The sequence below is a fragment of the Georgenia sp. Z1491 genome (assembly GCF_049856175.1).
Lineage (GTDB): Bacteria > Actinomycetota > Actinomycetes > Actinomycetales > Actinomycetaceae > JB111.
Map to the genome: position 1 here is coordinate 89,151 of NZ_JBNDNA010000006.1, position 14,617 is coordinate 103,767.

Sequence of the window (14,617 nt, forward strand, 5' to 3'; positions counted from 1 at the left end):
CCCCGCGTCAGCCCGTGGTCGGTCGAGCGGGGACGGACACGTCGTAGCGCTGCGCCGGCGACTGCTCGAGCAGGACGAGCAGCACCTCGGACTTCAGCGCCGAGTCCTCCGCGCTCCCCCAGAGCACCTCGGCCTCGTCCGCGAGCGTGAGGGTGATCGTGCCGGGGGCCGACGCCGACGCGGACGCGACCTGGGAGCGCAGCTCGGTGGGCATCTCCCCGAGCGCCGAGAGCAACGCGGTCAGGGCCCGGCGTCCCTCGTCGGGGTCGTCCGGGACGTCGACCTGCGGCAGCGCGTCGTCGGGCTCGTCGGTCCGCGCCACCTCGGCGCCCGTGGCGTCGAGCAGGGCCCAGCCGTCGTCGACCTGCGTGCGGGCCACCGGCACCCGGGGCGTCACCTCGATCTCCAGGCCGGTGGGCCAGGCACGCTCGACCTCGACGTCCGCGACGCCTGGTAGCTCGCCGACCGCCTCGTCGACCGCGCCGGTGTCGACCCGGGCGAGCGGGGTGCCGACCTGTGGGTCGGCGACGGCCGCCACCTCCGCCAGGTCGACGTGGGGCGAGTCCTCGGTCGTCGACACCGACACGTCCTCGAGGGCGGTGAGCGGGGAGAGCAGGACCGCCCAGGCGACGGCGAGGAGAAGAGCGAGCGCGGCCGCGCCGATGACGATCCGCCGCACGGTGAGCCGCCGGGCGGCGTGCTCCTTCTCCGCGCGACGTTGGGCGAGCGAGGCGGTGGGCCGCGCCGGGCCCCGCCGACCACCGCGCGCGTGCACGGGCGGCGCACCGCCCGACGACGCGGCCGACTTCGCCTTCCCGTCCTTCGCCGGCTCGACCGACTTCGCCTTCCCGGCCTTCGCCGGCTCGACCGACTTCGCCTTCCCGTCCTTCGCGGGCCCGTCCGACGTCCCCTTGTCCGCCGCCGACGTCCGCGCGTCGGTACCACGGTCCCGCGAGCGCTCCTGCGGGCGCGACCCTGCGCGCCGGGGCGGAGTCGGTTCACCCCGCCGCGGCGGCCGCGGCGCCCTCACGTCCCCTCGTCCAGGTGCGCGAGGACGACGGGCGCGAGCTCGGTGACGTCGCCCGCACCCATCGTGAGCACGAGGTCCCCGGGCCGCGCGGCGGCCGCGATGGCGCGGGCGGCCTCGAGACGGTCGGCGACGTACCGCGCGCCGGCTGCCCGGTCGGCGACGAGCGAGCCGTCGACGCCGGGCTCCGGGTCCTCGCGCGAGGCGAACACGTCGGTGACGACCGCCCGGTCGGCAGCCTCGAGCGCGGCCGCGAACTGTGCGGCGAACGCCCGGGTCCGGGAGTACAGGTGGGGCTGGAAGAGGACGAGGACCCGTCCGCCGTCGGCCGCGTCCCGCGCGGCGGCCAGGGTCGCCGCCACCTCCGTGGGGTGGTGCGCGTAGTCGTCCACCACGCGCACGCCGCCGGCCTCGCCGCGGGGCTCGAATCGTCGGCCCGTCCCCCGGAACCGACCGAGACCGTCCGCCAGGGCCGCGAGGCCGACGCCCAGCTCCAGTCCGACCGCGACGCACGAGGCCGCGTTGCGCAGGTTGTGCTCCCCGCCGACGGCGAGCGCGAGCTGGGCTCGCTCGCCGTCGACCTCGACCTCACCGAGCGCGCCGGTGGTCCGCGCCTCGCCGACGTTCAGCGCGACGTGCCGCTCCGCGCCGTCGACGCCTGCGGTGGTCCCGTACGTGGCCACCCGGGTCCCGCTCGCCGCGGCGGTCGCGGCGAGGCGCCGGGCCCCGGGGTCGTCCGCGCAGGCGACGAGCAGGCCGCCCGGGCGCAGGCGGGCCGCGAAGTCCTCGAAGGCGGCGTGGAACGCCTCGGCGCTGCCCCAGTGGTCGATGTGGTCGACCTCGATGTTCGTCACGACCGAGACGCGCGGGGCGTAGTTGAGGAAGGAGCCGTCGGACTCGTCGGCCTCGGCGACGAAGGCCCGCCCCGCCCCCAGGTGGGCACCGGTGCCGAGCCCGACGACGGACCCCCCGATCGCGTAGGACGGGTCCAGGCCGGCGACGCGCAGGGCGACGGCCAGCATCGCGGACGTCGTGGTCTTGCCGTGGGCGCCGGCGACGGCGACGAGGTCGAGGTCCTCGGCGACGAGCTGGAGGGCCTCGCTGCGGTGCAGGACGGGCAGCCCGTGGGCGCGCGCGTGGGCGAGCTCCGGGTTGGTCTCGCGCACGGCCGTCGACACGACCACGGTCGCCCCGTCCGGCACGTGCTCGGCCGCGTGGCCGACGCTCACCTGTGCCCCCGCGTCGGCGAGGGCGGCGAGGACCGCGGAGTCCTTCGCGTCGGACCCGCTCACGCGTGCGCCGCGGGCGAGCAGGAGGTGGGCGACGACGGACATGCCGGCGCCGCCGATCCCCACCAGGTGGTAGGCGGTCTCAGCCACGAGCCACCGCCACGACGAGCTCGGCGAGCGGACCGGCGCCGTCGCCGGGGCCCGAGGCGACGGCCGCCTCGCCCATCGCGCGCAGGCGGTCGGCGTCACCGAGCAGCGGGACGAGGTGCTCGCGCACGTAGGCGGGCGTGAGCGCGGCGTCCTCGACGAGGACGCCGCCGCCGGCACCGACGACGTCCGCGGCGTTGAGCCGCTGCTCCCCGTTGCCGTGCGGCAACGGGACGTAGACGGCGGGCAGGCCCAGAGCGGAGAGCTCGGCGACGGTCCCGGCGCCGGAACGGCACACGACGAGGTCCGCGCAGGCGAGCGCGTGCTCCATCTCGGGCAGGTAGTCCAGGACGTGGTAGTCCGCGGCGTCGCCGACGCGCGCCCGGACCGGGCCGTCCTTGTCGCGCCCCGTGAGGTGGAGGACCTGGGCGACGCCGGCGAGGTCGCCGGCGCTCGCGGCCAGGGTGTCGTTGAGGCGCTGGGCCCCGAGCGAGCCGCCGGTGACCAGGAGGATCGGCCGGTCCGGGTCGAGGCCGAGGGCACGCGCGCCCGCCACCCGGGCGGCCGCGCCGCGGTCGTCGCCGGTGCGCTGCGCGACGAGGTCGGCGACGGCGCCGCGCAGGGGCAGCCCGGTGACCTCGGTGCGGCCCCGGCGGGCGGCGAGCGGCGTCGTGGCGAACGTGAGCGCGACGGCGGCGGCGGTGCGCGCGCCGACCTTGTTGGCCAGGCCCGGCCGGGCGTTCTGCTCGTGGACGACGACCGGGACGCCGGCGCGGCGCGCGGCGAGGTAGGCGGGCGTGGCGACGTAGCCGCCGAACCCGACGACGACGTCGGCGCCGGTGGCCTCGATGGCCTCGCGCGCGGCGCGGACGGCGGCCCGCAGGTTGGTCGGCAGGCGCAGGAGGTCCGCCGAGGGCCGCCGGGGCAGCGGGACGCGCGGGACCGGGTGCAGGTCGAGGCCGCTCGCCGGGACGAGGCGGGACTCCAGCCCGTCGCTCGTGCCCAGGGCGGCGCAGGTCGCCCCGTGCTCGCCCGCGAGCGCCGACGCCGTGGCCAGCATGGGGTTGACGTGGCCGGCGGTGCCGCCGCCGGCCAGCAGGACGCGCAGCGGATCAGCCACGGCCGCTCCTTCGCCGGGGCGCCGTCACCGAGCCCGTGCGTCGGGCGCTGCGCGAGCGCACGCGCAGCGCCTCGCGCGCGCCGGGCTCGGTGCGCGCGAAGCTGAGCAGCACGCCGACGCCGAGCAGGGTGGCGATGAGCGCAGAGCCACCGGCGGACACGAGCGGGAGCGGGACGCCGAGGACGGGCAGCAGACCGATGACGACGAGCATGTTGACGATCGCCTGCCCAAAGATCCAGGCGCCCAGGCCGGCGGCCGCGATCTGCACGAACGGGTCGTGGTGCCGGCGCACCACGCGGTAGATGCCGGCGGCGAGGACCGCGAACAGGGCGAGGACGACGAGGGTGCCGATGAGGCCGAGCTCCTCGCCGATGATGGCGAAGATGAAGTCGTTGTGCGCCTCGGGCAGGTACTCCCACTTCTCGCGGGACGCGCCGAGCCCGACGCCGGAGATGCCGCCCGAGCCCAGCGCCCACAGGCCGTGCAGGGGCTGGAGCCCGGCGCCGAGCGGGTCGGACTCGGTGAGGCCGAAGAACTGGGCGACCCGCTGGCGGCGCGAGTCCGAGGACATGATGAGGAAGGCGGCCAGGCCGGCACCGACGACGCCGACGACGGCGAACCAGCGCAGCCTGAGGCCGGCGACGAAGTAGGCGCCGGCGACGAGGACGACCATGATGGCAGCGGTGCCCATGTCGTGCCCCGCGAGGACGAGGGCGATCGCGGCGACCGACCCGAGGACACCGGGGATCGCGGCGTGCAGGAGGTTGTCCATCACCCGCACCTTGCGCGCGAGGACGGCCCCGAGCCAGATGGCCAGCGCGAGCTTGAGGAACTCGGCGGGCTGGATCACCTGCCCCGTGCCGGGCACGACGATCCAGTTGAGGTTGCCGCCCTGGCCGCGCGCGAAACCGGTGAAGATGAGGCTCTGGAGGGCGAGCCCGCCGGCGAGCAGCACCCAGGCCGCGCGCCGGTAGAACCCCGGCGGCAGGATCGCGGCGACGACCGCACCGACCACGCCGACGACGACGAAGAGCAGCTGACCGACCCACTCCTGGTAGGGCGAGCCGGTGTCGGAGATCGCGGTGACTGTGGAGGCGGACAGGCGCATGACGGCACCGAAGGCGACGAGCAGCGCCGAGGAGGCGGCGATGAGGTAGAAGCTCAGCGCCGGGTTCTCCTCGCGGCGGGGCTGGGCACGCTCCTGGGTGACGACCCGGCGCGCGGCGGTGGCGGTCATCGCTCCTCCTGCGTCGCGAGGGCGCGGACGGCGTCGGCGAACGCGCGCCCGCGCTGGTCGTAGGACCGGAACTGGTCCATGGAGGCGCTGGCGGGTGCGAGCAGCACGGTCTGCCCGGGCAGGGCGCGGGCGGCGGCGAGCCCGACGGCGCGTTCCATCACCGCCTCATCGTCGTCCCGGGTGACCTCGACGAGCGGGACCTCGGGTGCGTGTCGCGCCAGGGCGTCGAGCATCGGCTCGCGGTCCTTGCCGATGAGCACGACGTGGGCGAGCCGGTGGGCGTGGGCGGCGACGAGGTCGTCGAACCGGGCGCCCTTGGCCAGCCCGCCGGCGATCCACACGACCGAGCGCTCGGCGTGGGCGGACAGGGCGGCGTCGGCGGCGTGGGCGTTGGTGGCCTTGGAGTCGTCGACGTAGGTGACGCCGCCGAGGGTGGCCACGTGGGTCGCGCGGTGGTCCTCGGCGCGGTAGGCGCGCAGCCCGTCCCGCACGTGGTGGGGCTCGACGCCCGCGGCGCGGGCGAGCGTGGCGGCGGCGAGGGCGTCGAGGACGAGGTGGTCGGGGACGTCGCCCGGGCCGGCGGCGTCCCCGAGCAGGTGCGCGAGGTCGGCGACCTCGCCGATCTCGGTGGCCGTCGTCCAGCGCCCCGGGCCGACGCGCTCGGCGAGGACGCCGTCGACGACGCCCACCTGGGAGACGGCGGGCGGGCCGAGGGTGAGGCCGACGGCGCGGGCGCCCTCGGCCACGTCGGCCTCCTCCACCATGGCCCGGGTGTCGGGGTCGGCCTCGGAGTACACGCACAGGCCGGTGACGCCGCGGTAGACGCGCGCCTTGTCCGCCCGGTAGGCGGCGTAGGAGCCGTGCCAGTCGAGGTGGTCGGGCGCGAGGTTGAGGCACACGGCGGCGAGCGGGGCGAGCGAGTGCGTGGCGTGCAGCTGGAAGCTCGACAGCTCGGCGGGCAGCACGTCGGGCCCCGGCCCGTCGGCGGTGACGATCTGGACGGGCGGGGTGCCGACGTTGCCCACGGCGGGGGCGTCGAGCCCGGCGGCGGCGAGGATCGCGGCCGTCATGGTGACGGTGGTGGTCTTGCCGTTGGTGCCGGTGACGGCGAGCCACGGCGCGTAGCCGCCGCCCGGGCGGGGGCGCTGGAGCCGCCAGGCGAGCTCGATCTCGCTCCACACGGGGATCGAGAGCTGCTGCGCACGCACGAGCAGGTCGGACGTGGCGGGGATCCCGGGCGAGACGACGAGGACGTCGGGGTCCAGGCCGAGCGTGACCTCGGCGAGCTCGCGCGGCGTCGGGCCGGACGCGAGCACCGCGTCGGGGACCTCGACGGATGCGCCCTGGAGCGCCTCGTCGCGGCCGTCGGTGGCCAGCAGCGCGCCGACGCGGCCCTGGAGCGCGCGCAGGGCGGCGCGGCCGGACGTGCCGAGCCCGACGACGGCGACGCGGGCGCCCGCCAGGTCCCGCGCCTCGCGCTCGGCCCACCGGGCGCGAGCCGCGTCGCGGGCGGCGCCGTGCCCGGGCTGCGCGTCCTCGCCGGGCGTCATGAGACCGCGACCCACTCGCCGTAGAAGATGGCGAGACCCGCGGCGGCGCACAGCAGCGCGATGAGCCAGAAGCGCACGACGATCGTCACCTCGCCCCAGCCGGACAGCTCGAAGTGGTGGTGCAGCGGGGCCATCTTGAACACGCGCTTGCCGGTGGCCTTGTAGACACCGATCTGGATGACGTCGGAGATGACGACGGCAACGAACAGGCCGCCGATGACGACCCCGAGGAACTCGGTGCGGGTGAGGATCGTCATCCCGGCGAGCGCGCCGCCCAGGGCGAGCGAGCCGGTGTCACCCATGAAGATCTTCGCGGGGTTGGTGTTCCACCACAGGAAGCCCAGGCAGGCCCCGACGATGCAGGCGGCGATGATCGTGAGGTCGCGGGGGTCGCGGATCTCGTAGCACCCGGCGCCGGGCGCGTCGAGCACCTGGCAGGACTGGTTCGACTGCCAGAAGGCGATGCCCGTGTAGGCCGCGAACACGATGGCCGACGCGCCGGTGGCCAGCCCGTCGAGGCCGTCGGTGAGGTTGACGGCGTTGGTCCAGGCCGTGATGAGGAAGTTCGCCCAGATGATGAAGAGCACGAGGCCGATGCCGGCGCCCGCGAAGGCCAGGTCGAGCGGGAGGTCGCGGACCCAGGAGATCGCCGTCGATGCCGGGGTCCGGTTGTTCTCGGAGGGGAACTGCAGGGCCATCACCGCGAACGAGATCCCGATGAAGGCCTGGCCGACGATCTTGGCGCGCGCGTCCAGGCCGAGGGAGCGGGCCCGGGAGATCTTGATGTAGTCGTCGAGGAAGCCGATGATCCCCATGCCGACCATGAGGTAGAGCAGCAGCAGTCCGGAGACGTGCGGCAGCCGGCCGGCCGAGATGTTCGCGACGGCGTACCCGATGACGGTGGCCGCGATGATGATGACGCCGCCCATGGTGGGCGTGCCGCGCTTGGTCTGGTGGCTGGTCGGCCCGTCCTGCCGGATGAACTGGCCGTACTCGCGTCTCACGAGGAGCCGGATGAACGCGGGCGTGCCGAGGAGCGTGACGACGAGCGCCACGCCGGCACCAACGAGGACGGCTGTCATGGGCGCATCTTCTCGTCCCGGGCCGCCTCCGGCGCCGAGGCCCGGCCGCCGCCGGGTGTGAGAAGGTCCGCGACCTCCCACACGCCCGAGCCGCGCGAGCCCTTGAGCAGGACGGCGTCGCCGGGCCGGGTGATCTCCCGCACGCGCCCCGCGATCGCGTCGGGCGACGCGCCGGTCAGGTCGTCCACCTGGATTCCTGCGTCGCGCGCGGCGTCGGCCAGCGGGGCGGCCTCGGCCCCGACGACGACGACCGCCTCGATCCCGTGCGCGGCCAGCTCGGGCGCGAGGCCGGCGTGCTCGGCGGCGGACTCCTCGCCGAGCTCGAGCATGTGCCCGAGGACGGCGACCCTGCGGCGGCCGGGCGCGATCGCGCTCAGCGTGGCCAGGCCGGCGCGCATCGAGTCGGGGTTGGCGTTGTAGGAGTCGTCGAGGAGCAGGACGTCGCCGTCGAGCGTGGACACGGCGGTGCGGTGCGCGGACCTCGGGCCGGCGACGCGCAGCCGCGCGGCCAGCTCGGCCAGGTCCTCCCCCAGCGCGAGGCCGGCGGCGGTGGCGGCGAGCGCGTTGGCCACGTGGTGGGGCCCGACGAGGGCGAGCACGACCTCCGCGCTGCCGCGGTCCGTGCGCAGGGTGAAGACCGCGTGCCCGGCGTCGTCGCTGCGCACGTCGGTCGCGACGACGTCGGCGCCGGTGGCGCCCGAGGCGGAGAACGTGAGCACCTCGCCCGGTGCGAGGCGGGCCATCGCGGCGACCCGCTCGTCGTCGGCGTTGAGCACGGCGGTGCCGCCCGGCGCGAGCCCGGACACGAGCTCGGCCTTGGTGCGGGCGACGTTGTCGATCCCCCCGAAGTGGCCGAGGTGCGCGCGGCCGACGGCGAGGACGACCGAGACGTCCGGGGGCGCGACCGACGTGAGGTAGGTGAGGTTGCCGACCCGGTCGGCGCCCATCTCCAGAACGAGCGTGGTGGTCGCCTCGTCGGCGCGCAGGACGGTCAGCGGCAGGCCGACCTCGTTGTTCAGCGAGCCCGGGGGCGCCACGAGCGGTCCGCGCGGCTGCAGCAGGTCGACGAGCAGGTCCTTCGTCGTCGTCTTGCCGACCGAGCCGGTGACGGCGACGACGCCCGGCCGGCCCGAGCTGCGCAGAGCGGCGAGGGAGTGTCGGGCGAGATCGCCGAGGGCGTCGACGGTGTCCGGCACGACGACGAGGCGCGCGGGGTCGACGCCGTCCGCGACGGGCCGCGCCGGGTCGGTGACGAGGGCTCCGACGCCGCCCGCCGCGAGCGCCGCGGCGACGTGCGCGTGCCCGTCGGTGCGCTCGCCGGCGATGGCGACGAACAGGTCGCCCGGGCCGACGACCCGCGAGTCCTGCTGGGCGCCGCCGGTCACGTCCACGTCGTCGACGGCGGAGGCGGACCCGGTCGCGCGGGCGATCTCGGTCAGGCTGAGAGTGATCACGCCCCATCCTCCCCCGTGCCCGCCCCGCGCCGGGCGAGCGCCGCCCTCGCCTCCTCGCGGTCGTCGAGGTGGTGCGCGACGTCGCCGACCTCCTGGATCGTCTCGTGGCCCCGGCCGGCCAGCAGCACGGTGTCCTCGGGCGCGGCGGCGAGCACGGCGTGGGCGATGGCCTCCCGGCGGTCGCCGATCTCGACGACCGAGGTCCCGGCCACCGACCGGGCACCGGCGAGGATCTGGGCGCGGATGGTGGCGGGGTCCTCGGAGTGCGGGTCGTCGTCGGTGATGACGACCTCGTCGGCGAGGCGCGCGCTGACCTCGCCCATGAGGGGGCGCTTGACGGCGTCGCGGTCCCCGGCGGAGCCGGTCACGCACCACAGGCGGCCCTTCGTGGTGGGCCGCAGCTCGGCGAGCACGGTCTGCAGCGCCTCGGTGTTGTGGGCGAAGTCGACGACGACGCGGGGGCTCTCGGCGAGGACCTCCATCCGGCCCGGCACCGCGGGGCTGACCCCGCCGTGGTCCGCCAGGGCGCGGGAGACCTCCTCGGTTCCGTGGCCGGCGCGCAGGACCATGCCGACGGCGAGGGCCGCGTTGGCGACGTTGAACGCGCCGGGCATGTCGGTGGCCGTCCGCACGTCGCCGCCCGGTCCGGTGAGCACGAGCGTGCCGGGCGGCGCGGCCTCGATCCGCAGCCGGGCGTCCGCGGACCGGCCGAGGGTCCACACCTGACCGGGGCGAGCCCGACCGGCGTCGGCGGCGAGGCGGGCGCCCCAGGAGTCGTCGACGGTGATCACCCCGGTGCGCGACCGGTCCGGGGCGAACAGCCTGGCCTTGGCGGCGAAGTACTCCTCGACCGTGCGGTGCAGGTCGAGGTGGTCCGGGGTGAGGTGGGTGAACCCGGCGACGTCGAACGTCACGCCGTCGACCCGGCCGAGCATGAGCGCGTGGGAGGAGACCTCCATGACGAGGTCGGTGACCCCGGCCTCCGCCATGGCGGCGAGCATGGCGTGCAGCTCGTCGGCCTGCGGGGTGGTCAGGGCGGCCGGCACGGAGGTGCCGGCGACCCGGATCTCGACCGTGCCGATGAGCCCGGTGGTGCGGCCGAGCGCGGTGAGCACGTGGTCGACCATGAACGCGGTCGTCGTCTTGCCGTTGGTGCCGGTCAGGGCGAACGTGCGCAGGCGCTCGGCGGGGCGGCCCCAGGCGAGAGCGGCGACCGGGCCGACGACGGCGGCGACGTCGTCGACGACGACGAGCGGGACGCCCGGGTCTCCGCCGGCACGGGCGAGCCGGGCGCCCTCGGGATCGGTGAGGATCGCGGCGGCCCCGCGCGCGACGGCGTCCGGGGCGAAGCGCGCGGCGTGGTGCCGGGCGCCCGGCCGGGCGACGAACAGCTCGCCGCCGATGATCCTCCGGTTGTCGGCGACCACGCCGGCGACCCGGGTGCCGGCGCCGGGCGCCGGCCCGACGAGGTGCTGCTCGGCAGCTCGCGTGAGCTCGGCGAGGTCGACGGGCGCCACGGAGCTCGGCCGTAGCGAGAAGGTCACTGGGGCCCCCACTCCACCCCGGGCTCGAGCGGCAGGTAGGGGGCGGGCTCCGTCGAGGGCGGGACACCGAGGTGGGACATCGCGACCTCGGCGACGTCGGAGAAGACGGGGGCGGCCACGCGCGAACCGTACGACGCGCCGTCGGCGTTGTACATGACGACGCCGATGGCGACCTCGGGTGCGTCGGCGGGGATGACGCCGATGAACGTGCCGACACGTCCCGACAGGGGGCCGTTCTCGTCCGGGACCTGGGCGGTGCCGGTCTTGCCGGCCACGCGGTACCCCTCGACGGCGGCGAGCTGGGCGGTGCCCTCCTCGGAGACGGCGCCCTCCATCATCGCCAGGGTGTCCGCCGCGCTCTCCTCGGAGACGACCCGCTGGCCGTCGAGGAGCGGGGTGGGGGTCATCGTGCCGTCGACCTCCTCCACGGCCTCGACGACGTGCGGGTCCATCCGGACCCCGCCGTTGCCGATCGTCGCCGCCGTCGAGGTCGACTGCAGGAGCGTGAGCGCCAGGCCCTGGCCGAACATCGACGTGTAGTTCTGCCGCTCGTCCCAGCTCTCGTAGGGGGCGAGGATGCCGGACGACTCGCCGGGCAGCTCGATCCCGGTCCGCTGGCCGAGGCCGAACCGCTGGAGGTAGTCGTACCGGACGTCGATCGGGACCGTGTCGCCGATCTGGACGAGCCCGGTGTTGTAGGAGCGGGCCAGCACACCGGCGGTGGTGAGGGTGACCGGGTCGTGCGAGTCGTTGTCCCGGAACTCCTGCCCGTTGGGCATCGTGATCCGGTCCGGGGTCAGCCACTCGTCGTCGACCTCGACCCCGCCGGCGTCCAGGGCCATCGCGAACGTCGGGATCTTGCCGGTCGAGCCGGGCATGTACGGCGTGGTGACGGCGCGCGAGCCGCGGTCCTCGGGGGCCGAGTCCTGGTAGTTGCCCGGGTCGACGGTGTTGTTGTCGCACAGCGCGAGGATGCGGCCGGTGCCGATCTCCTCGACGACGACGGCGCCCCAGGCGGCGCCGTGCCGCTCGACGGCCTCGTCGATGATCCGCTGGCACTCGTACTGGAGGTTGCGGTCGATCGTGGTCTGGACGTCGCGCCCCTGGACGGCCGGGACGTCCTCGCGGGTGGCGCCGGGGATCACCTGGCCGTCGCGGCCGATCTCGACCGTCGTCGAGCCGTCGGTCCCGGACAGGACCTCCTCGTAGCTCAGCTCGAGGCCGGCGAGCCCGACCCCGTCGCGGCCGACGAAGCCGACGACGTTCCCGCCGGTGTTGCCGTTGGGGTACAGGCGGTCGACGGCGGCCTCGGGCTCGATCCCGATGATCCCGAGCTCGCGGATCTGACGCCACTGGGCGGGGCTGATGTCGCGGGCGATGTAGGCGAAGGTCGAGTCGCCGACCATGAGCGCGCCGAGCTCGGCGGGGTCGACGTCGAGGATCGGGGCGATGCGCTCGGCGGCGGCGGAGATGCCGGTGCCGACGACCTCCCCGTCCTCGTCGCGTGCCTCGTAGGAGGTGATGAGCTGCTGGTTGACGCCGAGGTTGTACGTCTGGACCGAGGTGGCCAGGACCTCGCCGTTCGCGTCGAGGATCTCGCCGCGCTGGGCCTGGATCGCGTACGTGCGGGTGCGGTTGTCCCGCGCGTCGCTCGCGAGCTGGGGGCCCTCGAGGGCCTGGACCCAGATGAGGCGGCCCGCGACGACGAGCAGGATCGCCAGGAGCACGACGAGCAGGAGGCGCGTGCGGCGCATCCAGTCGCGCGGGTCGGTGGACACCAGCGGCGAGCGTGCCATCAGCTGTTCTCCTCCTCGGTGGGCCCGCCGGTGATCTCACCGGTGCCGAGCTCGATGAAGTAGGTGGTCCCGGGGCGGGTCATGCCGAGCTCCTGGGCCCGCTCGTCGAGCGCGGCGGGCGAGCCGGCGGCGTCGAGCTCGATCTGGAGCGCGGCGACGGACTCCTCGACGAGGGCGAGGTCCATCTGCCGGTCGTGCAGGGCGTAGGCGGCCTCGGCCATGCGGATGTTGAGCACGAGGACCGTGGCGAGCGCACCGAGCAGGATGAGTGCGAGGACCGCGACGAACGGGGCCCGCGAGCGTGCCGGCACCGGGCTGGGGACGACGGTCAGGCGGGTGGACCGGCGTGCGGCGGGCACCTGCGACGGCGCGGCCGCCCGACGCCGTGGCGTGCGGGACGGCCCGGGCAGGGGCTGTGCGCTCATCGATGGCTCCTCGGCTGCGCGGTACGCGCTTCAGCGGGTCGGTCGGCGGTGCTGTCGGTGGTGCGGCGTGCGGTGCTGCGTGCGGTGCTCGGCCCCGCGTCGGGTGCCGTGCGGCGCCGAGGGCCCGGGCGGTCCCCGCCGCGGGCCAGGTGCGCCGGGGTGGGACGCAGCCGCTCGGCGGCCCTCAGTCGGACGGCGCGGGCCCGGGGGTTGGCGGCGACCTCGCCGGTGTCCGCCTCCTCCGCGCCGCGGGTGAGCAGGCGCAGGTAGGGCTGGTGGGTGTCGGGGACGACCGGCATGTCCGGCGGGGCCGAGGTCGTGGCGCCGCGGGCGAGCTCCGCCTTGACGAGGCGGTCCTCGAGGGACTGGTAGGACTCCACGACGATCCGGCCGCCGACGGCGAGCGCCTCGACGGCCCGCGGCAGCGCACCGGCGAGGATGTCGAGCTCGCCGTTGACGGCGATGCGCAGGGCCTGGAAGGTCCGCTTGGCGGGGTTGCCGCCGGTGCGCCTGCCGGCGGCCGGCATGGCGGCGTCGACGACGGCGACGAGATCGGCGGTCGTCCGCAGCGGGTCGGTGGTCCGGCGCCGGACGATCTCGGCGGCGAGGCGGGGGGCGAACCTCTCCTCGCCGTACTGGCGCAGGATGCGCCGCAGCTCCCGCTCGTCGAGGGTGGCGAGCAGGTCGGCGGCGGTCGGGCCGGTCGTCGCGTCCATCCGCATGTCGAGCGGCGCGTCCTGGGAGTAGGAGAAGCCCCGCGCGGTCTCGTCGAGCTGGAGTGAGGAGACGCCGAGGTCCATGAGGACACCGTCGACCGCGCCGCCGGCGTGCTCGGCGACGACCTCGTCGATCTCGTCGTAGGTGGCATGGACGCCGGTGAACCGGCCCGGGTACCCGGCGAGACGCTCGGCAGCCAGCGCGAGGGCCTCGGTGTCCCGGTCGATCCCGATGACGCGCAGCTCGGGGAACCGGGCGAGCGCGCCGGCCGCGTGCCCGCCGAGACCGAGAGTGGCGTCGACGAGCACCGCCCCGGGGGCCTCGAGTGCCGGGGCGAGCAGGTCGAGGCAGCGCTCCAGGAGGACCGGCAGGTGACGGTCCTGGGTCGCGCGCGGCGCGGGCTCCGGCGTGGTGGTCATGCGGTCCTCCTCTCGGGTGTCTCGTGCTGAGGCGGTCGGGCTGCCTCGGTCGGGCCGGCGGAGCCGGACGGGCGGGTCCGGCTGCGGCGGGGCGGGCTGGCGGCACGAGCTCGGGGTGCGTTCCGGCTCGTACCGCCAGGACTCCCACCTCCGTCTCCGGCGCCGGGGAAGTGCGCCGGGGACGGGCGCACCGACGCCGGGGAAGTGCGTCGGTGCGGTGGGAGACCTCGCGGGGCGAGCTCCGGTGTGCCGTCACAGCTGTGCAGATGTGGGGTGGAGCGGGGTGGGGCGTCGGGGCGGGCAGGTCCGGGCGGGCGATGGTCGGGCGGGTCAGAACAGACCCGGGACCACCTCCTCGGCGGTGTCGGCGAACGACTCCTCCTGGGCGGCGAGGTAGTCGGCCCATGCGGTGGCGTCCCAGATCTCGATCCGGCTGCCCGCCCCGATGACCGCCAGCTCGCGGTCGAGCCCCGCGTAGCGGCGCAGGTTCGCCGGGATCGTCAGGCGGCCCTGCTTGTCCGGCACCTCGTCCGAGGCGCCCGAGAGGAACACGCGCAGGTAGTCGCGGGCCTGCTTCGAGGTGACCGGCGCCTGCCGGAGCCGCTCGTGCATCGACTCGAACTCGGCCGTGGGGAACGCGAAGAGGCAGCGGTCCTGCCCCCGGGTGAGCACGAGGCCGTCGGCGAGGTCCGTGCGGAACTTCGCGGGCAGTATCAGCCGGCCCTTGTCGTCCAGACGCGGTTCGTAGGTGCCGAGGAACATCGCGGCACCTCCCTCGTCGTCGCCCTGCCGCTCCCGTGACCACCACGTTACTCCACTTCACTCCACCGCGATAGCAGATTGCGCCGACATCCGACGCGTGTCGCGCGA

The 14,617-nt window shown here is 75.6% G+C and carries 12 protein-coding genes; all 12 read right to left on the minus strand.

The window, feature by feature from the left end:
- Nucleotides 1–7: 7 nt before the first annotated feature.
- The 12 genes from ACPYO4_RS08005 to mraZ all read right to left on the minus strand — a co-directional run bounded on the left by ACPYO4_RS08005 (nt 8) and on the right by mraZ (nt 14,509).
- Nucleotides 8–1,030, minus strand: coding sequence for a cell division protein FtsQ/DivIB (locus ACPYO4_RS08005; RefSeq protein ID WP_425708693.1), 1,023 nt, complete (start codon nt 1,028–1,030; stop codon nt 8–10).
- Complete coding sequence (murC, locus tag ACPYO4_RS08010; protein ID WP_425708694.1) at nt 1,027–2,406, minus strand: UDP-N-acetylmuramate--L-alanine ligase; 1,380 nt, start codon at nt 2,404–2,406, stop codon at nt 1,027–1,029. Before murC ends, ACPYO4_RS08005 begins: the two co-directional genes overlap by 4 nt.
- A complete protein-coding gene (locus ACPYO4_RS08015; protein ID WP_425708695.1) occupies nt 2,399–3,523 on the minus strand; it encodes a UDP-N-acetylglucosamine--N-acetylmuramyl-(pentapeptide) pyrophosphoryl-undecaprenol N-acetylglucosamine transferase in 1,125 nt (374 codons plus the stop codon). Before ACPYO4_RS08015 ends, murC begins: the two co-directional genes overlap by 8 nt.
- Nucleotides 3,516–4,760 carry a peptidoglycan glycosyltransferase FtsW gene (locus ACPYO4_RS08020; protein ID WP_425708696.1) on the minus strand — a complete coding sequence of 415 codons (1,245 nt, stop codon included), beginning with the start codon at nt 4,758–4,760 and terminating at the stop codon, nt 3,516–3,518. The genes ACPYO4_RS08015 and ACPYO4_RS08020 overlap by 8 nt, the downstream gene beginning before the upstream one ends.
- The gene (gene murD / locus ACPYO4_RS08025) at nt 4,757–6,310 is read right to left on the minus strand and encodes a UDP-N-acetylmuramoyl-L-alanine--D-glutamate ligase (protein WP_425708697.1); all 1,554 of its coding nucleotides are present in this window, start codon (nt 6,308–6,310) and stop codon (nt 4,757–4,759) included. The genes ACPYO4_RS08020 and murD overlap by 4 nt, the downstream gene beginning before the upstream one ends.
- Complete coding sequence (gene mraY / locus ACPYO4_RS08030) at nt 6,307–7,392, minus strand: phospho-N-acetylmuramoyl-pentapeptide-transferase (RefSeq protein ID WP_425708698.1); 1,086 nt, start codon at nt 7,390–7,392, stop codon at nt 6,307–6,309. Before mraY ends, murD begins: the two co-directional genes overlap by 4 nt.
- Nucleotides 7,389–8,846: a UDP-N-acetylmuramoyl-tripeptide--D-alanyl-D-alanine ligase gene (locus ACPYO4_RS08035; RefSeq protein WP_425708699.1), complete on the minus strand. Its 1,458-nt coding sequence runs from the start codon at nt 8,844–8,846 to the stop codon at nt 7,389–7,391. The genes mraY and ACPYO4_RS08035 overlap by 4 nt, the downstream gene beginning before the upstream one ends.
- A complete protein-coding gene (locus tag ACPYO4_RS08040; protein WP_425708700.1) occupies nt 8,843–10,363 on the minus strand; it encodes a UDP-N-acetylmuramoyl-L-alanyl-D-glutamate--2,6-diaminopimelate ligase in 1,521 nt (506 codons plus the stop codon). The genes ACPYO4_RS08035 and ACPYO4_RS08040 overlap by 4 nt, the downstream gene beginning before the upstream one ends.
- Before the next feature lie 23 nt (nt 10,364–10,386).
- Nucleotides 10,387–12,186: a peptidoglycan D,D-transpeptidase FtsI family protein gene (locus tag ACPYO4_RS08045; protein WP_425708701.1), complete on the minus strand. Its 1,800-nt coding sequence runs from the start codon at nt 12,184–12,186 to the stop codon at nt 10,387–10,389.
- Entirely contained in the window at nt 12,186–12,611 is a 426-nt protein-coding gene (locus ACPYO4_RS08050; RefSeq protein WP_425708702.1) for a hypothetical protein, read from the minus strand. The genes ACPYO4_RS08045 and ACPYO4_RS08050 overlap by 1 nt, the downstream gene beginning before the upstream one ends.
- Nucleotides 12,608–13,747: a 16S rRNA (cytosine(1402)-N(4))-methyltransferase RsmH gene (gene rsmH, locus ACPYO4_RS08055; RefSeq protein WP_425708703.1), complete on the minus strand. Its 1,140-nt coding sequence runs from the start codon at nt 13,745–13,747 to the stop codon at nt 12,608–12,610. The genes ACPYO4_RS08050 and rsmH overlap by 4 nt, the downstream gene beginning before the upstream one ends.
- 330 nt (nt 13,748–14,077) lie before the next feature.
- Complete coding sequence (gene mraZ / locus ACPYO4_RS08060; RefSeq protein ID WP_425708704.1) at nt 14,078–14,509, minus strand: division/cell wall cluster transcriptional repressor MraZ; 432 nt, start codon at nt 14,507–14,509, stop codon at nt 14,078–14,080.
- Between the last annotated feature and the right edge of the window lie 108 nt (nt 14,510–14,617).